The organism is Luteimonas sp. A277 (assembly GCF_054052045.1).
This window is the reverse complement of the sequence record NZ_JBSVRG010000016.1, coordinates 1-23,947: the sequence shown is the minus strand read 5'-3', so window position 1 is coordinate 23,947 and position 23,947 is coordinate 1. Positions and strand designations below refer to the sequence as shown.

The window sequence follows — 23,947 nt, the reverse complement described above, 5'->3', positions numbered from 1 at the left end:
CAACATGGCAAGCTTTTTCTGCCATGTTGACGGCGTAGCGATGCAATTTCGGCTTGAACGCATTGTTAGGCCGTCCCGTTGAACACGAACTCATAGTGCGTTACCTCAACTGGGTGTTGAGCAATCTCGGCAAGGACAACCCTCTTATCCGGGGCTCCAGACCGGCTCCAATCTGGACTCCACTCCATGTGCGGTTGAATGAACTCACCTGTGACCGTGAAGGAGTCGTAACCCAAGAACCGCCAGCCTTGAGAGTAAATGAGTTCGATGCATCGCTGCGCATCAGCTCGCGATACCAAGGTGACACCGCCGCGCCGCGTGTGCGGGAAGTCGAATTCTTCTAGGAGGGTTGACCAATCTGACATGAGGCCTAACACCAGAATTAAGCCGCGCCGCGAAGCGGTGTCGGCTTGAATGAATTGTTAGGCAACACCGCCATCTGCCGGGGCCTCCGGCCTTCCGATCCAGCCACTTTCCACAAGCTCTATGGCCGCTAGGATTTGATGGGCAAAAGCACGTGCCTGGGCGACGTCAAACTCCACTGCATCCTCGTATGGCATTGCCACGACCTTGATGAAGATGAGCCCCTCGTCAGGACGGGCGTCACAAGTCACGGTCTCTTGGTAAGGCTTGTTTGCTGTGTCGGACATGTCTGTTGTGGTGCCTAACAACAATTAGACGGCAAAAGAGGGCTGTAATCCCGCGGCGTAACGCGGAACTCCGTGCAGAATCGACGCATAAGACCCTCCCCTGTCCGCATTTGCTTCCGTTCTGACGCATAACTCCCCAGCTATGCGTCTCCCCAACCCGAACCTAGCAGCCCCCGCCACACAACTCAATCCAGAGGCTGGCTCTACTTGTACACACCGGGCCATACACCCCGGCGACCCCTCACCCGATCCGCTCAAACTCCATCAGCGGCGCCGCCATCAGCCACGGCTGCAGCCAGTGGTCCAGCAGCAGGAAGGCGAACAGCGCCATCAGGTAGATGACCGAGTAGTTGAATACCCGCATGGCGAAGAATTCATCCGGCGGGTCCAGCAGCTTCCACGCGTACCAGAGGAATACGCCGCCCAGCACCAGCGCGCCCCCGAGGTAGAACAGGCCGCTCATGCCGGTGGCCCAGGGCAGTACGGTCACCACCAGCAGCAGCACGGTGTAGAACAGGATCTGCCAGCGGGTGTAGGTGACACCGTGGGTGACGGGCAGCATGGGCACCAGGGCGCGGGCGTAGTCGTCGCGGCGGAAGATGGCCAGGGCCCAGAAGTGCGGCGGGGTCCAGACGAAGATGATCAGCACCAGCAGCAGGGCATGGGGATCCAGGGTGCCGGTAATGGCGGCCCAGCCCAGCGCGGGCGGCGCGGCGCCGGCGACGCCACCGATCACGATGTTCTGCGGCGTGGCCCGCTTCAGGTAGCCGGTGTAGACGATGGCGTAGCCGATCAGCGAGGCGAAGGTGAGCAGCGCGGTGAGCGTGTTGACCAGCAGCACCAGGATGGCCATGGAGGCCAGGCCCAGCGCCACGGCAAAGATCAGCACCTGCATCGGGCGCAGGGTGCCGGTGGCCAGCGGGCGCTGCGAGGTGCGCACCATCACCTTGTCGATGCGCTGGTCGATGAGGTGGTTGATGGCCGCGGCCGATGCCGCCGCCAGCCAGATGCCGAGCATGCCGGCCACTACCAGCTTCAGCGGCGGCAGGCCCGGCACCGCCAGGAACATGCCTACCAGCGCGGTGAACACGATCAGCGAGACCACCCGCGGCTTGGTCAGCTCCCAGTACTGTCCAGCGATGCTGCCCATCAGTCCGGCTCCCTCACCCGCGCCAGCAGCGAGACCAGCACGAACAGCAGCAGCGCGGCGCCGGCGTTGTGCATCACGGCCAGCCACAGCGGCAGCGCCAGTTTCACATTGAGGATGCCCAGCGCCACCTGGGTGACGGTGAGCGCGGCCAGCGTGCTGCCCCAACCACGCAGTCCGGGCGTGCGCAGCAGGCGCACGGCCAGGGCAATCAGCACGGCGAACGCGGCCACGGCGCCCATCCGATGGGCCATCTGGATGGCGATGCGCGATTGCCCGTCAAGGATCCCGCCTTCGTAATCCACGTTGATGCCCCGCCACAGCACGAAGCCCTCGCGGAAGTCGGCCTGCGGCCACCACTGGCCCACGCAGCGCGGGAAATCCAGGTAGTGGTGGGCATCACCGGCCCAGCCGCCGCCGCCGCAGGAGAGCGCCGCATAGTTGGCACTGACCCAACCGCCCAGCGCAATCTGCAGGCCCAGCACCGCCAGCGCGGCATACAGCCAGCGCCGCACCGTGGGCGCGCCGGCCAGGCGGATGGGAACGTTGGTGGCGCGCCAGGCCATCCAGGTGAGCATGGAGAAGGTCAGCAGCCCGCCCATCAGGTGGGCCATCACGATCACCGGCTTGAGCAGCAGGGTCACCGTCCACTTGCCCAGCAGGGCCTGGAAGATGATCACCGCCAGGGTCAGCGCTGCAGCGCGCGCGAGATCAACGTTCGACCATCGCAGCGCCGCCAGCAGCAGGATCGCCTGCCCGGCCCCGGCCAGCGCGAACGCGGCGCCGATGTGGCCATACATATAGGCGGGGATCGCCGCGGCTACCAAGGTTGATGCGCCGAGGATCTGCGCGGGACCGAATTTGCGCCGCCGCGCGGCCAGCAGCGCCAGCGACAGCACCAGCACGCCGAGGATGGCGGCGATGTGGCGGTGCACCTGCTCGCGCCAGGCCTTGTGGGTCTCGAACGGCCGGATCTGGCTTGCAGCGTGGTCGGCTACGTCGGCCGGGGCCTGCGGCCATGCGGCGCGGCCATAGCAGGTGGGCCAGTCGGGGCAGCTCAGACCGGCATCGGACAGACGCACGAAGGCGCCAAACACCACGACGCACAGGGTCAGCACCACCGCGAACCAGGCGATCCGGTGGAAGTGTCGGTAAAGGGCCGCCCTGGAAGGGGTGTGGCCTTTATGCGGCAACGGTCCTGCCATCAGTCAAGTCTCAGCAGCCGTACCATGTCGCTGCGCAGGTCTCCCGGATCGAACCCGGGAGCGTAGCGCAGAATGACGAAGCCGTTGGGATCGATGACATAAACCGGAACCCCGGTGGGGTCGTCCACGCCCGGCAGCGCGGCACGCAGGGCCGGGTCGGCCTGGATCACGCGCAGCGAACGGTTGCTCACCATCCCTTCCGGCACCTCGCCAGCCCACAGGGTGTGCACGCGGTCGGCGTGGCGGCCGAACAACTGCCACACCAGGTCCAGCTCGGCCGCAAGCTCAACACAGGGTTCGTCACATCCGACCGGCGGCGCCAGGGTGATGCGCCAGATGCGCGCGTCCGGATCCCACGGGTAGTCGCCCCCATCCTGCATCCGCAGCCGCATTTCGCGCAGATCGCCCGGTGGCTGCAGCAGCTCGCCGTGGTTGCGGGTGCCTTCCGGGCGCCAGCCGGAGAAGCGCAGGACACCGGCAATCAGCGCGCTGCCCAGGAAGATCACGACGATCAGGATGAGCATGCCGCGGTTGCGGTTGCGTCGGGCGGTGGAAGCGGGATCAGGGGCAGTCATGGGGAGTGAGGATGCCTGTCATTGCCGGAATGAGCACGCCGGCGGCGGAAGGTAAGGATCAATGCGGTGACCAGCACGGTCAGCGCCAGGCCGTACCACTGCACGGCGTAGCCCAGGTGTTTTTCCGGCGGCAGGGTGTTGGGCAGGATCTCCAGGTCGCGGGCGTAGCCGCCGGCAGCGTCAGGATCCAGGCGCAGCACGCGCGGGGCGATGCGTGGCTGCTCCAGCGCTTCGGCCACGACCTGCATGTCCAACGCCATCAGCAGCAGGCTGCCATCGGTCTGCGGCTGGATTGCGGCGGCAGCCAGTCCCTGCGACGGCGGCGGCAGCAGCAGGCCTTCCAACGGTGGCGCTGGCGGCGGCTCGGTGATGGCGGGAATGGTGCGATCCGGCGGCACCGGCAGCCAGCCCAGTTCGACCAGCAGCGGCTCGCCGACTGTGGGCTCGAACAGACGATAGACCCGCACCCCAACCCGGCCACCGCGCTGCTGGTTGTCCAGCATCACCACAGGCGCCTGCGCCCAGCGCCCCTCACCCGCGGCCCAGGCGTAACCATCGGCGTGATCAGGATCGCCTGCTTCGGCAAGCGGCTGCGCATCGCGGCGCTCCAGCACCTGGGCGGCGGCATCCAGCATGGCCTGCTTCTGGTGCTGGCGCCCGTACTGCCAGCTGCCGAGCCAGGCAAACAGCGTGATCGCCATCACCGCCAGCGCCCATCCGAAGACCAGGGTTGCGCCGCGCCTCACCATGCCCGGCCCCCGGCCTGCAATAATGAACCGCCGCGCCCCGCGGCTTTGGAGTCTTCGATGAACGACACGCTCAAAGTCCTGCTGATCGTCGCTTTTTTCATCGTCATCCTGTGGAACCTCGGCGCGGGTCTGTACTACATGATGTCCGACAAGGGCCAGACCAAACGCACCGTCAATGCGCTGACCCGTCGGGTGGCGGTGTCGGTCGCCCTGATCCTGCTGGTGATGCTGGCTATCTGGATGGGCTGGATCGAGCCGCACGGGCTCGGCGGGTGAGCAACCGCGCTTGGCAGATGCCCTGTCGGCATCTGCTGCGGGCGCGAACGCCCGGACAGGGATGTCCGGGCCGGTCAATCCGAAGTCGTCATTGTGACGCCATGGATGGCAGCGACCAACTGTCCAGGCGATCAATCGCCGCTGCTTGCGCTTCGGGCTGGCGCTAGACCACGTACACGAACAGGAACAGTGCCAGCCACACCACGTCGACGAAGTGCCAGTACCACGCGGCGGCTTCAAACACGAAGTGGTTCTCCGCGTCGAAGTGCCCCTTCAGGCTGCGCAGCCACACCACCAGCAGGATCAGCGCGCCCAGGGTCACGTGGACGCCGTGGATGCCGGTGAGCATGAAGAAGGTGGAGCCGTAGATGCCCGAACCCATGGTCAGGTTCAGATCGCGGTAGGCGTGCACGTACTCCATGGCCTGGGAGACGAGGAAGATCGCGCCCAGTACCACGGTGGTACCCAGCCAGATCAGCAGCTGGCGGCGGTTGTTGGCTTTCAGCGCGTGGTGGGCAATGGTGAGGGTGATGCCCGAGGTCAGCAGGATCAGGGTGTTGAGCAGCGGCAGGCCCCAGGCGGACACGAGGTCGAAGCCACCGCCCACATTGGCCGGGCCGGCGGTCGGCCAGGCCGAGTTGAAGCTGTCCCACAGGAAAGTGTTGGTGGCCACGCCCTTCACGCCTTCGCCGCCCAGCCACGGCACCGACAGCATGCGGGTGTAGAACAGCGCGCCGAAGAACGCGCCGAACAGCATCACCTCGGAAAAGATGAACCAGATCATCCCCATCCGGAATGAGCCATCCACCTGCTTGTTGTAGTAGCCGGAGACCGATTCCACGATGACATCGGCGAACCACTTGAACAGGATCAGCGCCAGCCCGGCCACGCCGACGAAGAACATGGTCGGCCCCCAGCTGACATCGTTGAACCAGCTGGCCAGACCGAACATGGCGACGAAGAACGCCACCGACGCGAACAGCGGCCACTTGCTGTGGGTCGGCACGAAATAGGGCTGCTCTTCGTGCGTGTGCTGTGCTTGGACTTGGGCCATGGCTCTGAGCTTCCGGTTCGGACTGCGTGATGTGTGTGGATCGGTCAGCGTGCTGCCAGGGGCAGCACGTGCTCGACGCGCCCGGGCGCGTCTTGCGCCAGTCGTTCTGTTGCGTAGTCGTTTTTGAAGAAGGTGTAGGAGAGGGTCACCGTATCGACCATTTCCGGCAGGGACGGATCGATGATGAAGCGCACCGGCATATCGCGCACCTCACCCGGCTGCAGTGTCTGCGCGGTGAAGCAGAAGCATTCGGTCTTCTGGAAGAACTTGGACGCGCGCGCCGGCGCCACCGAAGGCGTGGCGCTGCCCACGATCGCCGCGTTGCTGTTGTTCTGGGCGAAGTAGGTGGTTTCGTACACCTTGCCCACCTGCACCTGCATGCGCACCTCGTTGGGATGGAACGACCACGGCAGCTTGGAGTTGGCCACGCCGTCGAACTCCACCGTCACCATCCGCTCCATGTCCACCTGCGCCGCCTGGACAGGCTCGGCCACGGCGGTGTTGTCCAGGCGGATGCCGAACACCTTCTGGCAGGCGATGCGGTAGATCGGCACCAGCGAAAAGGTCACCACAAATGCTGCCAGGGCAATGCCGAGCAGTTTGAGGATGCCTGCGTTGCTGGATGCGCTCACTGGTTCAACACTCCCGAGATGATGAAGCCCGCGTATACCGCAACGGCGATGACGGCGACGATAAGCGCGGTGCGCCGCGCACGCCGGCGCGCGGCAGCCAGCTGCCCATCATCCCGGCGCGGGTGCTGGTCATGACTTGCGGGCATTGGTGTCGGCCGATCCTTCCAGTTCCGAGCTGGACTGGTCGTAGTCCAGAAGTTCGAAGTCGCCGTGGGCCAGGTCGCCCGGACGGATCACCGGCGGCACAGCGAAGGTGTGGTGCGGCGCCGGCGAAGGCACGGTCCACTCCAGGCCCTTGGCCGCTTCCCACGGACGGGCGGATGCGATGGCACCGTACTTCTTGGAGTGGAACAGGATGGCGAACATCATGAACGGGGTGAGGAACATGCCGAACGCGCCGATCGAGCTGACCAGGTTCCAGTCGGCAAATACCACGTTGTAGTCCGGGATGCGGCGCGGCATGCCGGCCAGGCCGAGGAAGTGCTGCGGGAAGAACAGCAGGTTGGAGAACACGATCGTCCACCAGAAGTGCACCGCGGCCCAGCGCTGGCTGTACATGCGCCCGGTCCACTTCGGCCACCAGTAATAGATGGCCGAGATGATGCCGAAGATGGCCCCGGTCACCAGTACATAGTGGAAGTGGGCCACCACGAAATAGGTGTCGTGGTACTGGAACGTGGCCGGCACGATGGCCAGCATCAGGCCGGAGAACCCGCCGATGGAGAACAGCACCACGAAGGCGCACGACCACAGCATCGGCGCCTCGAAGGTGAGCGAGCCCTTCCACATGGTCGAGACCCAGTTGAAGATCTTCACCCCGGTGGGGATGGCGATCAGCATGGTCGCGAACATGAAGTAGATCTCGCCGCCCAGCGGCATGCCCACCGTGAACATGTGGTGGGCCCAGACGATGAAGCTCAGGAACGCGATGGCCGCGGTGGCGTAAACCATCGCCTGGTAGCCGAACAGCGGCTTGCGGCTGAAGGTCGGGATCACTTCGCTGACCACGCCGAAGGCGGGCAGGATCATGATGTAGACCTCGGGATGGCCGAAGAACCAGAAGATGTGCTGGTACATCACCGGGTCGCCGCCGCCGGCCGCGTTGAAGAAGCTCGTGGCGAAGAACTTGTCGGTCAGCAGCATGGTTACCGCACCGGCCAGCACCGGCATGACGGCGATCAGCAGGAACGCGGTAATCAGCCAGGTCCAGCAGAAGATCGGCATCTTCAGCAGGTCAATGCCCGGCGCGCGCATGTTGAGCACGGTGGCGATCACGTTGATCGCGCCCATGATCGAGCTGATGCCCATCATGTGGATGGCCAGGATGGTGAAGGCGATCGAGTTGCTGCCCTGCAGGCTCAGCGGCGGATACAGGGTCCAGCCGGTGCCCGGCGCGCCACCCGGCATGAACAGCGTGGACAGCAGCATCAGGAACGCGAACGGCAGGATCCAGAACGACCAGTTGTTCATCCGCGGCAGCGCCATGTCCGGCGCGCCGATCTGCAGCGGGATCATCCAGTTGGCCAGGCCCACGAAGGCCGGCATGACCGCGCCGAAGATCATCACCAGCGCATGCATGGTGGTCATCTGGTTGAAGAAGTCGGGGCTGACGTGCTGCAGGCCCGGCACCGCCAGCTCAAGGCGGATGATCACGCTCATCGCCGCGCCGATGATCACCATCGTGAAGGCGAACAGCAGGTAGAGCGAGCCGATGTCCTTGTGGTTGGTGGAGAACAGCCAGCGGTCCACAAAGCCCTGCTTGTGGCCGTGGTCGTCGGCGTGGTGGAGGTCGGCGGTGGTGGGTGTGCTGGACATTGCGTCTGCCTGGAAAATCGTGCGTGGGTGTTGCCGCTCAGCCCGCGATCGGCGCGGTGGCGGTGACCTGGGCGGTAGCTTCCTCGGCCGGGGCTTCTTCAACCGGCTCTGCGGGCAACGGTGTCGGAACCGCCGGTGCCGGGGCATTGTCCGCCTTGCGCGCGGCCAGCCACTGATCGAACTCGGGCCGCGGAACGGCACGCACCACGATCGGCATGAAACCGTGGTCCTTGCCGCACAGCTCCGCGCACTGGCCACGGTACACGCCGGGCTCGCGGATCTCGGTCCAGGCCTCGTTGATGATCCCGGGGATCGCATCCTGCTTGAAGCCAAGCGCCGGCACCCACCAGGAGTGGATCACGTCGTCGGCGGTGATCACGAAGCGCACCTTGGTGTCGGTGGGCAGCACCAGCTCGTTGTCCACCTCCAGCAGGTACGCGCCGTGCGCGTCCATCTCGGCGCGGGTGGTGTTGGGGTTCTGGCGCAGGCGATCGCTCTCGCGGTCCATGCGGCTGAGGAAGCTCAGGTCCTCGCCGATGTACTCGTATTCCCACATCCACTGGAAGCCGGTCACCTTGACCGTCATTTCCGAGTCGCGCACGTCGTACATCTGGATGAGCTTGCTGGTGGCCGGGAAGGCCATCACCACCAGGATGATCACCGGGATCACGGTCCAGATGACTTCCGCAGTGGTGTTGTGGCTGAACTGCGACGCCACCGCCCCCTTGGACTTGCGGAACTTGAAGACTGCATAACCCATGGCGCCAAACACCAACACCCCGATCACTACGCAGACCCACAGCACGAACATGTGCGCGTCATAGGCGTTCTGGGAGGTCGGAGTGACGCCCCGGCCCATGTTCAGCTGCCATCTGTGCGGATCGGCTGACTGGGCAAACACACAGGCGGATAACGCCCAAAGTGCGAGGCCAACGCCCCATTGCTTGAAACGAGCGACTTGCTTCACGTTCGAACCCCGATGCCGGAAGGGCGTTGCGTACTGCGGTACTGCGGTCGGAAACGAAACCATACGCCTGTCCCGGCAATCTCTCGCCAAAACGTGTGGACAAACGCACAGCAGTCTGTTTTCAAAAGCGGCCTCGATAGTAGCGACCTCCGACAAGCGCGGGCAAGCGCTGCAAATCGAGGGTCTTTCCGGGGGCCTTCAGTCATGGCCCTGAAAGCCCGCCACGGCGGGCCCGGACAGCTTAGAATTGGGTTCCATCCCCATGTGTGCCTGCCGTGTCCGTAGCCCCCGCATCGACCCGTTTGCCGTCATCGTCATCCGCGATGGCGAAGATCACCGCCGCATGGACGCGCGATGAGACCACCCACCTGCACGAACTGCTGGAACAGGCGCGCCTGCCCGAAGAGGATCGCCAGGCGATCCAGGTCACCGCCACCGACCTGGTGCGCCGGGTCCGCGTCCGCAGCCAGGACCAGGGCATGGTGGAAGCCTTCATGCAGCAATACGATCTGGCCAGCGAGGAAGGCGTGGTGCTGATGTCGGTGGCCGAGGCGTTGCTGCGCATTCCCGACCAGGACACCGCCGACCGGCTCATCCGCGACAAGCTGAGCGATGCCGACTGGAAAAAGCACATGGGCCGGTCCGAATCGGTGCTGGTGAACGCCTCCACCTGGGGGCTGATGCTGACCGGGCGCCTGGTGGACCTGGCCGATGAGACCAAGCGCGACGTGCACGGCGCCTTCAAGCGCGTGATCGGCCGCGTGGGCGAGCCCGTGATCCGGCTGGCGGTGCGCCAGGCCATGCGCATCATGGGCCACCAGTTTGTAATGGGCCGCACGATCAGCGAAGCGCTGGCCCGCGGCCGCAAGGGCCCCAACGCCAACTTCCGCTACTCGTTCGACATGCTTGGCGAAGCGGCCATGACCGCCGCCGACGCCGAGCGCTACCTGAAGGCCTACCACGACGCGATCGATGCGATTGGCGCCACCGGCCCGTTCAGCGACGAGATTTCAGCGCCATCCATTTCAGTCAAGCTGTCGGCCCTGCACCCGCGCTACGAGCACGCCAAGCGCGAGCGGATGATCGCCGAGCTGGCACCGCGCCTGCTGGCGCTGGCGCAGCGGGCCAAGCGGCTGGGCATCGGCCTGACCGTGGACGCGGAGGAAAGCGATCGCCTGGAGCTGTCGCTGGCGGTATTCGAGGCCGCCTGGAGCGATTCCTCGCTTCAAGGCTGGGAGGGTTTCGGCCTGGTGATCCAGGCTTACCAGAAGCGCGCGCCGTACGTGATCGACTGGACCGTTGACCTGGCCCGCCGGCACGGCCGCCGGATCCCTGTGCGCCTGGTCAAGGGCGCGTACTGGGACAGCGACGTGAAGCGCTCGCAGGTGGATGGCCATGACGGCTATCCGGTATTCACCCGCAAGCCCAACACCGACGTGAGCTACCTGGCCTGCGCCCGGCGCATGCTGGAGAACCCGGATGCGGTGTATCCGATGTTCGCCACCCACAACGCGCACACCATCGCCGCCGTGCACCGCATGGCCAGGCGCTGGCTGCCGGCCGATGCGCCGAAGGCCGCAGGCCATGCCTGGGAGTTCCAGAAGCTGCACGGCATGGGCGACGACCTGTACGCCGAGGTCATGCCGGCCGACCGCCTGGATGTGCCCTGCCGCGTCTACGCGCCGGTGGGCAACCACGAGGATCTGCTGCCCTACCTGGTGCGCCGCCTGCTTGAAAATGGCGCCAACTCGAGCTTCGTCAACCGCATCAGCGATGACAACGTGGCCATCGAGGATCTTGTGCGCGACCCGATCGAGGTCGTCGAAGGCTTCCAGGCCACCCCCCACCCCCACATTCCCCTGCCGGTCGAGCTGTACCGCAGCCAGGGCGTCAACAGGAGCAATTCCATGGGCGTCAACCTCAACAACGACGACCAGCTTCGCAAGCTTGCCGAAGAAATCGCCGCCACCCCAACCAACTGGACGGCCAAGCCGCTGGTACCGGGCGCCGACACCGCTGGCGAGTCCTCTACCGTGACCAGTCCTGCCGATCGGCGTGTGCAGCTGGGCAGCTGGACAGCCGCCGATGAGGCCACGGTGGAACGCGCCCTGGCCAACGCCGTGGCGGCCCATCCGGGCTGGGATGGGACCCCGGCCATGTCGCGCGCCGCGATCCTGGAACACGCCGCCGACCTGCTGGAAGCACGCATGGGCTACTTCATTGCCATGTGCACCCGCGAAGCCGGCAAGACCATCCCCGACGGCGTGGCTGAAGTGCGCGAGGCGGTGGATTTCCTGCGCTACTACGCCGGCCAGGCACGCACCCTGTTCTCGCCGGCCGCCCTGCCCGGCCCGACCGGCGAATCCAACTCGCTGCACCTGGGTGGCCGCGGCGTGTTTGTCTGCATCAGCCCGTGGAACTTCCCGCTGGCCATCTTCCTGGGCCAGGTGGCCGCAGCGCTGGCCGCCGGCAACAGCGTGATCGCCAAGCCCGCCGAGTCGACCACCCTGATTGGCTACGAGGCCGTCAAGCTGATGCATGAGGCGGGCATTCCCGCCGACGTGCTGCAGTTCGTGCCCGGCACCGGCGCCGTGGTGGGCGCGGCGCTCACTTCCGATCCGCGCGTGGACGGCGTGTCCTTCACCGGCTCCACCTTCACCGCCCGCGCCATCAACCGCGCCCTGGCGGCGCGTGACTCCGCGATCGGCATCCTGGTGGCCGAGACCGGCGGCCAGAACGCACTGATCGCCGACTCCTCCACCCTGCCCGAGCAGCTGGTGCGCGACGTGCTGGGTTCGGCCTTCACCTCCGCCGGCCAGCGCTGCTCGGCGGCGCGGATCCTGTTCGTGCAGGAAGATATCGCCGACAAGGTGATCGAAATGATCGCCGGCGCCACGGCCGAGCTGCAGGTTGGTGACCCGGCCCTGCTGTCGACCGACGTGGGCCCGGTGATCGACGATGCCGCGTTGGAGATGCTCAACGAACACGCAAAGCGCATGGACGCCGAAGCCAAGCCGATCGCCAAGGCCAGGGGCAATGACAGCCTTGCCCACGGCACGTACTTCCTGCCGCAGGCGTGGGAGCTGGAATCGCTGGATCAGCTCGGCCACGAGAAGTTCGGCCCGGCGCTGCACGTGATCCGCTGGAAGTCGGGCGAGCTGGACAAGGTGATCGATGCGATCACCGCGACCGGCTACGGCCTGACGCTCGGCATCCACTCCCGCATTGACGAAACCGTGGACCACATCGTGGCCCGGGCCCGGGTGGGCAACGTGTACGTCAACCGCAACCAGATCGGTGCGGTGGTGGGCGTGCAGCCGTTCGGCGGCCGCGGCCTGTCCGGCACCGGCCCCAAGGCCGGCGGCCCGCACTACCTGCCGCGCTTTGCCACCGAGAAGACCGTCACCATCGACACCACCGCCGCCGGCGGCAACGCAAGCCTGCTGACGCTGGAAGACTGACCGGTGTCGGGGGCGTAGTCCGCCCCCGACCTGCGAGAACGCCTCGCACTTGCAGGAGCGCGTCATACGCGCGAAACCGCGTGACTCCGGGCCTGGAGGGAACTCCGGGTCTCGTGGGTGGCTTCGGTCAAGGAGCGGGCAACGGTGGGTCGCGTGCCGCCAATGTTCACGCGGCTTCGCGCGCATGGCGCGCTCCTACGAAAACAGGACCACAAAAAAAGGCCCCGTATTGCGGGGCCCTTTTTATGCAGCGGTTGTTGCGATCAGAACTTGTATTGCGCCGAGATGCCGAACAGGTTGGCACCGCCGTCGTAGGGACCGGTCAGGCGCGCGCCGCCGCCGACGATGTCCAGTTCCGGATCGTCACCGATGTGGATCCGGGTGTAGGCGCCGGTGATATCCCAGCTGTCGGTCACCGCCCAGGTGGCACCGACGGCGAACCAGGTGCGGTCCTCGTCGGGCATGCGCGGAGTGCGGTGCTGGAAGGAGATGGGCGACTCGTCACGGGCGATGCCGCCCCGCAGGGTCCAACGATCGTTGAGGGTGTACTCGGCGCCGATCGAATAGAACCAGCTGTCGTGCCAGTTGTAGTTCTCGACCGAATCGGGCTGCACCGGGTTGTCGAACTGGATGCGCACTTCGTCCATCGAGCTCCACTTGGTCTGCCGGGCCTCGCCCATCAGGGCCAGGCGGTCGGTGGCCTGCCAGGTCGCACTGAAGGTGTGGGTAGCCGGCAGGACCAGGCGGGCACCACCGTCGACGTTCTGGAACTGGCCGGTGCCGGCCAGGATCGGGGCCACGTTGGACGGCACGTCGAAGACGGCGTCGCCGTCCACCTCGTGCTTGACCTCGGAGCGGTAGGCGTAGCCGAGCGACAGGGCGTCGATCGGATGCACGTTCAGGCCGACGGTCCAGCCGATGCTGGTATCCGAACCGCTGACCTCGGCGAAGCCGTCATTCTTCTGCGGGCCGTAGGGGCCGGTCACCGGGTCAGGCATGAAGCACAGCTGCTGGGTGGCCGGATTGGCGCACAGCGAGCTGCCGAAGTCGATCGCGTTGGACAGGGTCACGTCGGAATGCTGGACAATCAGGCCGAAACCGGCCGACACCCTCTCGTGCAGGTCGACCGAAGCCGCCAGGGTCAGGTCGATCACGCGCACGTCGGATTCGATCGCATGGTAGCGACCCATCCAGTCGGAATCGTATTCAGTGGACAGGCCGAACGGCACGCTGACCATGGCACCGAGGGTCAGGTACTCCAGGTCGCCGGTGAACGGCATGATGAAGGACATCGCCGGGATCGGGGTCACGCCGCCCGCATTGCCGCCGTCACCGCCCTGCAGCGGCTGCTGCAGCGGGCTGCCCGCGGCCGCGTTGCCGCTGCCCTCGAACTCGAAGGTCAGGTCAACGGCGGTCACGTCGATCTGGAAGGTCTTGGCGTCGAAGGTCGACATCAGCGCCGGGTTGTTGGCCACCGCGGAGGCATCACCGGTTGCGGATGCGGAACCCGCCATCGCACGGCCCTGGGCCTTGACGCTGTTCTCGCGCAGTTCAAACGCCGAGCCGTGTGCTGCGCCCGAGGCGGCGATACCGGCAACAGCCAGCGCCAGGGCTGAAACAACCAGTTTGTGGGGATTGGTGTTCATTACTCTTCTCTCTCTCCAGTTGAATCCGTTTTTTATGCGCCGCAATGCAGACCGCCCCCCGGTCCCGCCTGCAACGGCGGCGCGGAACTATACCGTACCCAAGCGTGTGGTCAGCGGGAAAAAAGGCACGGTGACCGCTGTCCGGGCTGAACAGGTATCGTTGAAACCCGCTCCGCTGGCCTGCCCATCCCCGCATGTTTGTGTCCATCCCCACCCACGCCCGCCGCGGCCTGCGCTGGGCCACGCCCGGTCTTTTCGCGGTGCTGTGGCTGGCCTATCTGTGGGCCAGCGTGTACCCGGACAGCGTGCGCCACGACCTGCTGGCCGAGTGGGGCACGCTCAGCGGCGGCCTGGCCCCGGGCAGCCTGTTGCACTGGTCGCAGCTGGAAAACTGGCTGCGGCTGCTGAGTGCGCTGTTCCTGCATGCGGACTGGGCGCACCTGCTGGGCAATCTGGTGTTCTTGCTGATCTTCGGGCTGCCGGCCGAGCGGGTGATGGGACCGTGGCGATTCCTGGCCCTGTTCCTGATCGGCGGGGCGTTCGCAAACCTGATCGCCGCACTGGCAATCGGGACCCCCGACCGGCTGATCATCGGCGCCAGCGGCGCGGTGTCGGCCATCATCGGCGCGTACCTGGCGCTGTTTCCGCGCGCGCGGCTGGGAGTGGTGCTGCCGCTGGGGCTGTTTCTGGAGTTCGTGCGCGCGCCGGCCTCGCTGCTGATCGGCATCTGGGCGCTGCTGCAGGTGGTGTTCGCCTATATCGGTCCGGCGTTCGGCGCCGTGGCCTGGGCGGCGCACGTGGGCGGATTCGTGTTTGGTGCGGTGTTCGCGCTGGCCTCGCGCCAGGCGATTGCCCGGCGGTTGCGGAAGCTGCAGGGGTATTAGGGACCGCTGCGTTTATACTTCGCGGATGTCCAAACCGCTCTATAAGGTCACCTTCCTCAACCACGGCAAGATCTACGAGCTGTACGCGCGCAGCGTGGGCAGCGGCAGCCTGTGGGGATTCACTGAAATTGCCGATCTGGTGTTCGATGTGCATGACGGCCTCGTGGTCGATCCGACCGAAGAGCGCCTGCGCGACGAGTTCGGCAACACGAAAGTTCTGCACCTGCCGATCCAGAGCGTGCTGCGGATCGAGGAAGTCGAAAAGAAGGGCCAGTCGGCGATCCGCGACGCCGGCACCGGGGAAAAGGTGGTTACCCCCTTTCCCATGCCCGCCAAACCGCGCTGACCAGCCACCCAACACACGGGCCACCGCCATGCCGATCCGCACCCTGCTGTCCGCTGCACTCGTCACCCTCGCGCTGTCGGCCTGCGAGCCGGCGCCCACCGCTGATACCGACCCGCACCGCCAGCCGGTGGCTGCGGTAGCCAGCGGGGGCAATGCTTTCCAGGTGCGGGTCACGCTGTCGGAAGCGGCGGCAGGGGCGCTGGGAGCCAACGGCGAATCGATCATCGTCACCGCCGATTACTTCGGCTACGCCAGCGTCGCCGCCCAGCAGCGCCAGCTGGCGGGTGCCGAGGAGCCCTGGCTGGGCCTGGCCCGGCACAGGGTGGAGTTGAGCGGCGCCGGCAGCGCCGACTTTCCCGAAGTCCGCCTGGACCCGGACCAGCTGCAGCTGGTGGAAGAAGGACGCCCGCACCTGCGGGTGGATGCCACTTCCTCGGGCGCCGATGCCGATGAAGCCGGGGAAGGCGAGCTGCTCGATTGCGGCACCTTCCAGGACACCCTGGCCGCCGCCGTGCGCAGCGGCGTGGACATCGACTGCAAGCTGATCGCCGAGTAGGGCCACACATCTCCGTCGGCCTGAGCCGACCTGGTAGGAGCGCGCCATGCGCGCGAAACCGCGTGACTGATGGTGCGCGGGGTGGCTTCGGACGCGATGCGGCTGACGGAGCCACGTAGGCCGGCAGGCGTTACGTGTCTTCCTCAGCCGTCACGCGGCTTCGCGGGTATGACCCGCTCCTACAAAAGCGCCACGCTCCACCTTCGGACTCATCATCAGCCTGGGCCGACCTGGTAGGAGCGCGCCATGCGCGCGAAACCGCGTGACTGGTGATGCGCGGGGTGGCTTCGGACGCGATGCGGCTGACGGAGCCACGTAGGCCGTCAGGCGTTACGCGGCTTCTTCAGCGGTCACGCGGCTTCGCGGGTATGACCCGCTCCTACAAAAGCGCCGCCGGTTACGGGATGTCTGCCGGCTCGTCGGTTTCGTCGGTTTCCGCTTCATCTTCGTCAGCGGACTCAGGGGTGTCCGTGGCTTCCGGCTGCGGCTGCGGCTGCGGCTGCGGCTGCGGCTGCGGAGTCGGAGGAGTGGCGCCGGGCTGCATTGATTTCAGTTCGGCCAGGGCGGCGTTGATGGGGCCGTCGCCTGGCAGCACGTCGCCGGTGCCGGCGCCCGGGTCTTCCTCGTCACCTTGCAGGTGGCCCGGCAGGGCGGCTTCGGAGCGGTCGAAGACGCGAGTGGGCGGAACGGTATCCGGCTCCAGCACCAGGTCGGGATCAATGCCGCGGGCCTGGATCGAGCGCCCGTTCGGGCTGTAATACCGGGCGGTGGTCAGCTTGACCGAATCGCCGTTGTCCAATGGCAGCACGGTCTGCACCGAACCCTTGCCGAAGGTGCGGCTGCCGATGATCCTGGCGCGGCCGTGATCGCCCAGCGCAGCGGCCAGCACCTCCGAAGCGCTGGCCGAACCCGCGTCCACGATTACCACCACCGGCGCGCCTTGCAGCAGGTCGCCCGGGGTGGCGCTGAATTCGGTTTCGCTGATCGGATGGCGGCCGCGGGTGCTGACGATCCGGCCCTCTTCCAGCAGGTCGTCGGCGATCTGCACCGCCGAGGTCAGCAGCCCGCCGGGGTTGCTGCGCAGGTCCAGCACCAGCCCGCGCAGCGGTCCCTGCTGCTGCAGCTCGGCGAGGTTGCGCTGGAAGTCGGCCGCGGTGTCGACCTGGAAGGCACTGACGCGCACGTAGGCGTAGCCCGGCTCCAGGATGCGCGAGCGAACGCTGGTGATATGGATGCGCTCACGCTCCATTTCGATCTCGAGCGGCTGCAGCTCCCCCTCGCGCACCACCGTCATCGCAACCCGGGTGCCCGGCTCACCGCGCAGCGGGCCGAGCCCTTCGTGGCTGGTCGGGGTCAAAGGCACGCCGTCCACGGCCACGATCACGTCTCCGGACTGGATGCCGGCGCGGGCGGCCGGCGTGTCATCGATCGGCGACACCACCCGCATGCTGCCATCGGCCAGCCGCTCCACCTCCACCCCGACCCCGGCATAGGCACCGGTGGTGTTCTCGTCGAAGGCGCGGGCGTCTTCGGCGGACATGTAGACACTGTGCGGATCCAGGTCGAGCAGCAGGCCGCGGATCGCCGACTGCATCAGTTCGGCGTCGTCCACCGGATCAACGTAGGCCTCCTTGACCGCGGTGAACACCGCCACGTAGCGATGGATCTCACGCAGGGGCACGCGGCTTTCGATCACTTCAACCTCGGCCTCGCCTTCGGCGGCCGCGGCTGCGGCTTCCTGCTCGTCCTCACCCTGGCCGGCTCCGGTTGATTCGTCCTGCTCGTCCGGCTCCGCCTCGGGGAGTTCCGGCTCCTGCGGCTCCGGCGGGACCTGCTGCTCCTGCACCCCCGGCTCCAGTTCCTGGCCGGCGGGCGGCTGGTCCTCGGGCGGTTCCGCGGCGTGGGCGGGGGCCAGCAGCAGACAGGCGATGGCGAACGGCAACAGGCAGCGGTGCATGCAGACAACTCCGGAAGGACGGCGGCCGCGCCCATGAATGGCGCGAACCGGTCCGATTATGCACGCCCTGCCCGAACCTCCGCTGGCCGGCGGCGGCGCGGCGCTCAGCGTTTCTGCAGCCAGCTGGTGGGATCGATCGGCTGGCCGCCGCGGCGCAGCTCGAAGTACAGCGCGGGCTGGCCCTGGCCGCCGGAGTTGCCCACGCTGGCCACCGGATCGCCGCGCGATACGCGGTCGCCCACATCGCGCAGCAGGGCGTCGTTATGCGCGTACAGGCTCATGTGGTCGTTGCCGTGGTCGACGATCACGATCAGGCCGTAGCCGGTCATCCATTCGGCGAACACCACGGTGCCATCGGCCACCGCCTGCACCGTGGCGCCGGTGGCGGCGCCGATCAGCACCCCGGAACTGCGGCGGCCATCGGGCATGGTGGCGCCGAAGCCCGCCAGCAGGTTACCGGCCAGCGGCCAGCTCAGGCCGCCAACCCGTACCGGCGCGCCCCGCGCCACCTGCGCCGGCGAACGTTTGGGCGCGCGATCGGCCGGGGTACTGCTGCGGGCGGCCCGGGCGCGCTCCGCGGCCTCACGCTCGGCGGCGCGGGCGGCGGCGGCGCGCAGCTGGGTCACCACTTTCTCCAGTGCCCCGGCATCACGGCCCAGGCTCTGTTCGCGCTCGCGGCGGTCGGTGTATTGGGTTTCCAGTTCGGCCAGCTTCCCGGCGCGCTCGCCACGGTCGCGCTCCAGCTCGGCCAGCTGGGTGTCCTGGCGCGCGCGCTCGGCTTCCAGCGCGGAGGTCCGTTCGCTGATTTCCCGCTCCACCGCATCCAGCTCCTGCAGCTCGGTGCTGAGGCTGTGGATGCGGTCGGCGCGCTGGCCCTGCAGGTAACGGTGATAGGCCAGCATGCGGTTGGCATCGCCGACCCGGTCCTGGGCCAGCAGCAGCTTGAGCGCGGCGTGATCGCCGATGGCGTAGGCGGCGCGGAGCAGCGTAGCGAGCTCTTCACGCTGGCCGCCCAGGCGCTCGTTGAGCTCGACGCGGCGGACGCCGAGCTCGGCCAAAGCATTCTCTTCCTGTTCGATCCTGGCCCGGGTCTGGCGCAGGGCCCGGGTGGATGCGGCCACCTGTTCATCCGCTTCACGCAGCGAGCGGGCGGCCTGGCCACGCTGGCCTTCCAGCCGGCGCCGCTCGGCGGCCACGCTGTCCAGCTCCTGCTTGACCCGGGCCAGCCGGCGCTCGGCCTCGCGCTGGTCCTGCTGGGCCTGGACCGGCACGGCGGCAAGCGCCAGCGCGGCGGCCAGGACCAGCAGCGCGCGACGCGGGCCGACCATCGACATCAGGCCGGCTGCAGCAGGCTGCGGCCGGTCATTTCCCGTGGCGCCGGTACCCCGGCCATGTCCAGCAGGGTCGGGGCCAGATCACGCAGGGAACCACCCTCGCGCAGCGTGGCCGTGCGCTCGCCAACGTAGATCAGGCCCACCGGCCCCACGGTGTGGGCGGTGTGCGGCTGGCCGGTGTCGGGGTCGCGCATCATTTCCACATTGCCATGGTCGGCGGTGACCAGCAGCTCGCCGCCGCGGGCGCGGGTGGCTTCCACCACCCTGCCGACCGCTGCGTCCACAACTTCGACTGCCTTGATGGCGGCCTGCAGGTCACCGCTGTGGCCGACCATGTCGGGGTTGGCGTAGTTGCACACGATCACGTCGAAGCGGCCGGATTCGATCGCTTCCACCAGCCGGTCGGTGACTTCCGGGCAGCTCATTTCCGGCTGCAGGTCGTAGGTGGCCACCTTGGGGCTGGGCACCAGGATCCGCTCCTCGCCTTCAAACGGCTCCTCGCGCCCGCCGTTGAGGAAGAAAGTGACGTGGGCGTACTTCTCGGTCTCGGCGATGCGCAGCTGGCGCAGGCCGCGGTCAGCCACCACCTCGCCCAAAGTGTTGCGCAGGTTGTCCGGGGCGAAGGCCACCGGTGCCTGCAGGGTGGCATCGTATTGGGTCAGGCACACGAACCGGCCCAGGCGCAGGGGGCGCTGGGCGAAGCCATCAAAGTCTTCCTGGACAAAGGCGGCGCTGAGCTGGCGGGCGCGGTCGGCGCGAAAGTTCATGAACACGACCGCGTCGCCGTCGCTCATCGGCTGCGCCCCATCGATCACCGTCGGCAGTACGAACTCGTCGTTCTCGCCGCGGGCGTAGCCGGCATCCAGCGCGGCCAGCGGATCGGCGGCGCGCTCGCCCTGGGCGTTGACGATGGCATCCCAGGCCAGGGTGACCCGCTCCCAGCGGCGGTCGCGGTCCATGGCGTAATAGCGCCCGCTGACGCTGGCGATGCGTACGTTGCCCAGCTCATCGGACTTATGCTGCAGCTTCTCCAGGCTCGCGCGGGCAGAGCGCGGCGGCGTGTCGCGTCCGTCCAGGAACGCATGCACCGACACCCGCGGCACGCCGCGGCGCTTGGCCAGCTCGAGCATGGCGAACAGGTGGTCTTCGTGGCTGTGCACGCCGCCCGGCGACAGCAGGCCCATCACGTGCAGGGTGCGGCCGTTGTCGATCGCCTCCTCACAGGCGCCCACCAGCTCGGGATTGTCGAAGAAGCTGCCGTCGGCAATGGCCGCGCCGATCCGGGTCAGTTCCTGGTACACCACCCGGCCGGCACCTATGTTCATGTGGCCGACTTCGGAATTGCCCATCTGCCCGTCCGGCAGGCCGACGAAACCGCCCTCGGTGTGGATCAGGGTGGTGGGCGCGCTGTCCCACAGGCGGCGCCAGTTGGGGATATCGGCCTGGGCAATGGCGTTGTCGCGCGGATCTTCCCGATGCCCCCAACCGTCGAGGATCAGAAGAACCACCGGTTTGGGGCTGTGCGGGGCTGCGGACACGTCGTTGCTACCTGTGAGTTATGGCAGGTGCGATTGTATCCCCGTGCAGGCAAGCTGTTGCCGTGGGAGGAGTGCATGGCGGGTGCCAGCAACCCGGCCAGGCGCAGCCCGCGCCCCGAAAACGCCGAGGACCACGCCATGATCACCATGTTCCGTACCGCCATCGCGCTGACGCTCGCCATGGCCCTCACCTTCGCAATGTCCGCTACCCATGCCGCCGAGGACATCAGCCGCGTCAATGGCGCCGTGGAGCTGGCAGCCGGCCAGCAGGCCCGCAACCTGAGCACGGTCAACGGCGGAATCCAGATCGGTGACGACGCCCGCTTCAACGATGCCGACACCGTCAACGGCGGCATCCGCGCCGGCAACCGGATCCAGGGCAGCGACCTGACCACCGTCAACGGGGCCATCGAGCTGGGAGAGCAGGCCGTGGTGGAAAGCCTGACCACGGTCAACGGCAGGATCAACGCCGGCCCGGGCCTGCGCGCCAGCGACGACGTGGAAACGGTGAGCGGCAGCATCTTCATCGACCGCGACGGCCGGGTGGACGGCGACGTGAGCACGGTCAGCTCCGGGATCGGCCTGGTGGCCACCGAGGTGATGGGCAACGTGGAAACCGTGTCCGGCGACATCACTGTCGGCATCGGCTCGCGGGTCCACGGAGACCTGCGCGTACGCAAGCCAAGCACCAGCTGGCTGCGCATCGGCAAGGACCGCTCGCCGCGGATCGTGATCGGGCCGGATGCGGTGGTGGACGGCGAACTGGTGTTCGAGCGCGAGGTGTCGCTGTACGTGCACGACACCGCCCGCACCGGCCGCATCACCGGTGCCACCCCCACGCCCTTCTCAACCCCGCGCGCGCCCCGCGACTGATTGCCCGCACGGGCACGCGACCGATTGCCCCTGGTGTAGGAGCGCGCCATGCGCGCGAAGCCGCGTGACGCCGATCCACGCCACGTGGCTTCGGCCACGACGTTCTGACCGAAGCGCCCCCTGCGCGCCATGATTCACGCGGCTTCGCGCGCATGGCGCGCTCCTACCGGCTTCCGGGAAGGGGCTAGAATCGGGGGTTTCCTCCCTGGAGATCTTCCGCATGCAACGATTTGTGCCGATCAGCCTGCTGGCCGCCGCGCTGGCGCTGGCCGCCTGCGGTGGCGACCGCCCCGCCACCGACGCTGGTGCCGACGCTTCCGCGAACGGCAACGCCGCGGCCCATGAGTTCTCGCCGGAGATCAACGAAGCCGATTTCCGCGAAATGGTCCGCACCCTCTCCTCGGACGAGTTCGAAGGCCGTGCCCCGGGTTCGCCGGGCGGCGAAAAGTCGGTTGAATACATCAGCGCCCAGTTCGAGCGCATCGGCCTGCAGCCCGCTGGCGAGAACGACTCCTGGTATCAGACCGTGCCGATGGTGCAGACCACCGCCAGCGACGCGACCATGCTGCGCCTGACCGGAGCCGACGGCGAGCGCGAGCTGAAGTTCGGCACGGACATGATGCTCGGCACCCGCACCGGCCAGCAGAACGTCAGCGTCAGCGACAGCGAACTGGTGTTCGTCGGCTACGGCGTGGACGCGCCGGAGCGCGACTGGAACGACTACGAAGGCCTCGACGTGAAGGGCAAGACCGTGGTCATGCTGGTCAACGATCCCGGCTTCCATGTGGATGACGCCGAGCTGTTTGACGGCAACCGCATGACCTACTACGGCCGCTGGACCTACAAGTTCGAGGAAGCGGCGCGCAAGGGCGCGGACGCGGCGATCATCATCCACGACACCGCCGGCGCTTCCTATGGCTGGGACGTGGTGCGCACTTCCTGGTCGGGCGCCCAGTTCGACCTGCGTGCCGAAGACGATCCGGCGCCGCGCCTGCCGGCCCAGGGCTGGGTGACCAACGACGTGGCACGCGAGCTGTTCGCCAATGCCGGCCTGGACATGGACGAACAGATCCGCGCCGCCAGCTCAGCCGACTTCAAGCCGGTGCCGCTGCAGGCGTCGGTGTCGTTCGAGCTGGAAAGCGAAGTGGTGGAAGCCTCCTCGCGCAACGTGATCGGCGTGCTGCCGGGCACCGAAAAGCCCGAGGAAGTCGTGGTGTACATGGGCCACTGGGACCACCTGGGCGTGCATGCCGACGGCGAGATTTACAGCGGCGCCATCGACAACGCCACCGGCATCGCCGGCATCATCGAGATTGCCGAGCGCTTTGCCCACAGCGAGCCGGCACCGAAGCGCTCGGTGGCCTTCCTGGCGGTGACCCTGGAGGAATCCGGCCTGCTGGGTTCGCAGTACTACGTGGCCCACCCGGCGTTCCCGCTGGAAAACACCGTGGCCGCTATCAACCTGGACGCGATGAGCGTGGCTGGGCCGTCGCGCGACTTCGTGGTCACCGGCATGGGCAACTCGGAGCTTGAGGACATCCTCGAGCCGATCGCTGCCGCCCAGGGCCGCACGCTGGTGGAAGAAGGCAACCCGGCAGGCGGCTTCTACTTCCGCTCCGACCACTTCAACTTCGCCAAGGCCGGCGTGCCGGCGCTGTACGCGAAGGGCGGCAACGACCTGGTCGACGGCGGCACCGAAGCCGGCCGCCTGGCCGGTGAGGACTACGCCACCCGCTACCACCAGCCGGGCGACGTCTATCGCGACGAGTGGAACCTGGAAGGCCTGATCCACGACCTTGAAGCCCTGTACGACGTGGGCCGGGTGATGGCGGACGACGTGGACCAGTGGCCGAACTGGTACCAAGGCAACCCCTTCAAGGCCGCCCGCGACGAGATGCTGCAGGCGCGCCAGCAGTAACACCCGCCACACGTTCTATCTGCACCAACGAAGACGGCGCCCAAGGGCGCCGTCTTTGTTTGTGCCGCCTGCATTTATAGGCCACTGCGTCTGCGCATCGCTGCATCTATGCCTCCGGATTTGTCGGTCGCTTCTGTTCGACCACTGTAGGAGCGCGCCATGCGCGCGAAGCCGCGTGAACCCAGACATGGGCGCGCCGCTGGCACCCGCGCATCAAACACGCGGCTCCGGCCCCGATGACGCAACCGAAGCCGCGAATCCACGCCACGCGTCACGCGGCTTCGCGCGCATGGCGCGCTCCTACCCGCGGACGCTCCTACCTGCGGATTGATGCTCCGCTCAGGCGGCGACGAGCAGGACCCGG

At 67.1% G+C, this 23,947-nt stretch carries 19 protein-coding genes and 1 pseudogene; 7 read left to right on the top strand and 13 right to left on the bottom strand.

Features of this window, described 5'->3' with window-relative positions:
* Nucleotides 1–422: 422 nt before the first annotated feature.
* The 5 genes from ACW7G2_RS13460 to ACW7G2_RS13440 all read right to left on the bottom strand — a co-directional run bounded on the left by ACW7G2_RS13460 (nt 423) and on the right by ACW7G2_RS13440 (nt 4,326).
* Entirely contained in the window at nt 423–650 is a 228-nt protein-coding gene (locus ACW7G2_RS13460) for a hypothetical protein (RefSeq protein WP_456976645.1), read from the bottom strand.
* A 241-nt stretch (nt 651–891) separates the two neighbouring features.
* On the bottom strand, nt 892–1,800 hold the full coding sequence (cyoE, locus tag ACW7G2_RS13455; protein ID WP_456976643.1) for a heme o synthase: 909 nt from the start codon (nt 1,798–1,800) through the stop codon (nt 892–894).
* Entirely contained in the window at nt 1,800–3,002 is a 1,203-nt protein-coding gene (locus tag ACW7G2_RS13450; protein WP_456976640.1) for a COX15/CtaA family protein, read from the bottom strand. Before ACW7G2_RS13450 ends, cyoE begins: the two co-directional genes overlap by 1 nt.
* On the bottom strand, nt 3,002–3,577 hold the full coding sequence (locus tag ACW7G2_RS13445) for a hypothetical protein (protein WP_456976639.1): 576 nt from the start codon (nt 3,575–3,577) through the stop codon (nt 3,002–3,004). Before ACW7G2_RS13445 ends, ACW7G2_RS13450 begins: the two co-directional genes overlap by 1 nt.
* A complete protein-coding gene (locus tag ACW7G2_RS13440) occupies nt 3,574–4,326 on the bottom strand; it encodes an SURF1 family protein (RefSeq protein WP_456976637.1) in 753 nt (250 codons plus the stop codon). Before ACW7G2_RS13440 ends, ACW7G2_RS13445 begins: the two co-directional genes overlap by 4 nt.
* Before the next feature lie 57 nt (nt 4,327–4,383).
* On the opposite strand from ACW7G2_RS13440, the gene ACW7G2_RS13435 reads away from it, so the two are divergent.
* Complete coding sequence (locus ACW7G2_RS13435; protein ID WP_456976635.1) at nt 4,384–4,602, top strand: twin transmembrane helix small protein; 219 nt, start codon at nt 4,384–4,386, stop codon at nt 4,600–4,602.
* A gap of 163 nt (nt 4,603–4,765) precedes the next feature.
* On the opposite strand, the gene ACW7G2_RS13430 is transcribed toward ACW7G2_RS13435, so the two are convergent.
* The 4 genes and pseudogenes from ACW7G2_RS13430 to coxB form a co-directional block, all read right to left on the bottom strand.
* Nucleotides 4,766–5,656 carry a cytochrome c oxidase subunit 3 gene (locus ACW7G2_RS13430; RefSeq protein WP_456976633.1) on the bottom strand — a complete coding sequence of 297 codons (891 nt, stop codon included), beginning with the start codon at nt 5,654–5,656 and terminating at the stop codon, nt 4,766–4,768.
* Nucleotides 5,657–5,700: 44 nt separating this feature from the next.
* Complete coding sequence (locus ACW7G2_RS13425; protein WP_456976631.1) at nt 5,701–6,288, bottom strand: cytochrome c oxidase assembly protein; 588 nt, start codon at nt 6,286–6,288, stop codon at nt 5,701–5,703.
* Between the two features lie 204 nt (nt 6,289–6,492).
* Nucleotides 6,493–8,103 (bottom strand): annotated as a pseudogene (gene ctaD / locus ACW7G2_RS13420) (cytochrome c oxidase subunit I); the annotation flags it as partial.
* 37 nt (nt 8,104–8,140) lie between these two features.
* Nucleotides 8,141–9,133 carry a cytochrome c oxidase subunit II gene (coxB, locus tag ACW7G2_RS13415; RefSeq protein WP_456976629.1) on the bottom strand — a complete coding sequence of 331 codons (993 nt, stop codon included), beginning with the start codon at nt 9,131–9,133 and terminating at the stop codon, nt 8,141–8,143.
* 203 nt (nt 9,134–9,336) lie between these two features.
* On the opposite strand from coxB, the gene putA reads away from it, so the two are divergent.
* Nucleotides 9,337–12,531, top strand: coding sequence for a bifunctional proline dehydrogenase/L-glutamate gamma-semialdehyde dehydrogenase PutA (gene putA, locus ACW7G2_RS13410; RefSeq protein ID WP_456976627.1), 3,195 nt, complete (start codon nt 9,337–9,339; stop codon nt 12,529–12,531).
* Between the two features lie 263 nt (nt 12,532–12,794).
* Here the strand turns inward: putA and ACW7G2_RS13405 are convergent, their stop codons facing one another.
* Nucleotides 12,795–14,177, bottom strand: coding sequence for an OmpP1/FadL family transporter (locus ACW7G2_RS13405; protein ID WP_456976625.1), 1,383 nt, complete (start codon nt 14,175–14,177; stop codon nt 12,795–12,797).
* A 194-nt stretch (nt 14,178–14,371) separates the two neighbouring features.
* Between ACW7G2_RS13405 and ACW7G2_RS13400 the strand changes: the two genes are divergently transcribed.
* From ACW7G2_RS13400 to ACW7G2_RS13390, 3 genes are read left to right on the top strand one after another with little or no spacing between them, the layout of a single operon-like run.
* Entirely contained in the window at nt 14,372–15,061 is a 690-nt protein-coding gene (locus tag ACW7G2_RS13400) for a rhomboid family intramembrane serine protease (RefSeq protein WP_456976623.1), read from the top strand.
* A 25-nt stretch (nt 15,062–15,086) separates the two neighbouring features.
* Nucleotides 15,087–15,407, top strand: a complete 321-nt coding sequence (locus tag ACW7G2_RS13395) for a DUF1820 family protein (protein WP_456976621.1) — start codon at nt 15,087–15,089, stop codon at nt 15,405–15,407.
* A 28-nt stretch (nt 15,408–15,435) separates the two neighbouring features.
* Complete coding sequence (locus ACW7G2_RS13390; protein ID WP_456976619.1) at nt 15,436–15,963, top strand: hypothetical protein; 528 nt, start codon at nt 15,436–15,438, stop codon at nt 15,961–15,963.
* Between the two features lie 397 nt (nt 15,964–16,360).
* Here the strand turns inward: ACW7G2_RS13390 and ACW7G2_RS13385 are convergent, their stop codons facing one another.
* The 3 genes from ACW7G2_RS13385 to gpmI form a co-directional block, all read right to left on the bottom strand.
* Complete coding sequence (locus ACW7G2_RS13385) at nt 16,361–17,920, bottom strand: S41 family peptidase (RefSeq protein ID WP_456976617.1); 1,560 nt, start codon at nt 17,918–17,920, stop codon at nt 16,361–16,363.
* Between the two features lie 104 nt (nt 17,921–18,024).
* On the bottom strand, nt 18,025–19,254 hold the full coding sequence (locus tag ACW7G2_RS13380) for a murein hydrolase activator EnvC family protein (protein WP_456976615.1): 1,230 nt from the start codon (nt 19,252–19,254) through the stop codon (nt 18,025–18,027).
* Nucleotides 19,254–20,792 (bottom strand): 2,3-bisphosphoglycerate-independent phosphoglycerate mutase, encoded by a 1,539-nt coding sequence (gpmI, locus tag ACW7G2_RS13375; protein ID WP_456976613.1) that lies wholly within the window; start codon nt 20,790–20,792, stop codon nt 19,254–19,256. Before gpmI ends, ACW7G2_RS13380 begins: the two co-directional genes overlap by 1 nt.
* Nucleotides 20,793–20,819: 27 nt before the next feature.
* Between gpmI and ACW7G2_RS13370 the strand changes: the two genes are divergently transcribed.
* Both ACW7G2_RS13370 and ACW7G2_RS13365 read left to right on the top strand, forming a co-directional pair.
* Nucleotides 20,820–21,665 carry a hypothetical protein gene (locus tag ACW7G2_RS13370; protein ID WP_456976611.1) on the top strand — a complete coding sequence of 282 codons (846 nt, stop codon included), beginning with the start codon at nt 20,820–20,822 and terminating at the stop codon, nt 21,663–21,665.
* Nucleotides 21,666–21,885: 220 nt separating this feature from the next.
* Complete coding sequence (locus tag ACW7G2_RS13365; protein ID WP_456976609.1) at nt 21,886–23,583, top strand: M28 family metallopeptidase; 1,698 nt, start codon at nt 21,886–21,888, stop codon at nt 23,581–23,583.
* Nucleotides 23,584–23,947: the final 364 nt, after the last annotated feature.

Bases quoted from the DNA above. Each gene is read 5' to 3' on its own strand.
- ACW7G2_RS13460 (WP_456976645.1), bottom strand. From the start codon at position 650: ATGTCCGACACAGCAAACAAGCCTTACCAAGAGACCGTGACTTGTGAC.
- cyoE (WP_456976643.1), bottom strand. From the start codon at position 1,800: ATGGGCAGCATCGCTGGACAGTACTGGGAGCTGACCAAGCCGCGGGTG.
- ACW7G2_RS13450 (WP_456976640.1), bottom strand. From the start codon at position 3,002: ATGGCAGGACCGTTGCCGCATAAAGGCCACACCCCTTCCAGGGCGGCC.
- ACW7G2_RS13445 (WP_456976639.1), bottom strand. From the start codon at position 3,577: ATGACTGCCCCTGATCCCGCTTCCACCGCCCGACGCAACCGCAACCGC.
- ACW7G2_RS13440 (WP_456976637.1), bottom strand. From the start codon at position 4,326: ATGGTGAGGCGCGGCGCAACCCTGGTCTTCGGATGGGCGCTGGCGGTG.
- ACW7G2_RS13435 (WP_456976635.1), top strand. From the start codon at position 4,384: ATGAACGACACGCTCAAAGTCCTGCTGATCGTCGCTTTTTTCATCGTC.
- ACW7G2_RS13430 (WP_456976633.1), bottom strand. From the start codon at position 5,656: ATGGCCCAAGTCCAAGCACAGCACACGCACGAAGAGCAGCCCTATTTC.
- coxB (WP_456976629.1), bottom strand. From the start codon at position 9,133: ATGGTTTCGTTTCCGACCGCAGTACCGCAGTACGCAACGCCCTTCCGG.
- ACW7G2_RS13405 (WP_456976625.1), bottom strand. From the start codon at position 14,177: ATGAACACCAATCCCCACAAACTGGTTGTTTCAGCCCTGGCGCTGGCT.
- ACW7G2_RS13400 (WP_456976623.1), top strand. From the start codon at position 14,372: ATGTTTGTGTCCATCCCCACCCACGCCCGCCGCGGCCTGCGCTGGGCC.
- ACW7G2_RS13395 (WP_456976621.1), top strand. From the start codon at position 15,087: ATGTCCAAACCGCTCTATAAGGTCACCTTCCTCAACCACGGCAAGATC.
- ACW7G2_RS13390 (WP_456976619.1), top strand. From the start codon at position 15,436: ATGCCGATCCGCACCCTGCTGTCCGCTGCACTCGTCACCCTCGCGCTG.
- ACW7G2_RS13385 (WP_456976617.1), bottom strand. From the start codon at position 17,920: ATGCACCGCTGCCTGTTGCCGTTCGCCATCGCCTGTCTGCTGCTGGCC.
- ACW7G2_RS13380 (WP_456976615.1), bottom strand. From the start codon at position 19,254: ATGTCGATGGTCGGCCCGCGTCGCGCGCTGCTGGTCCTGGCCGCCGCG.
- ACW7G2_RS13365 (WP_456976609.1), top strand. From the start codon at position 21,886: ATGCAACGATTTGTGCCGATCAGCCTGCTGGCCGCCGCGCTGGCGCTG.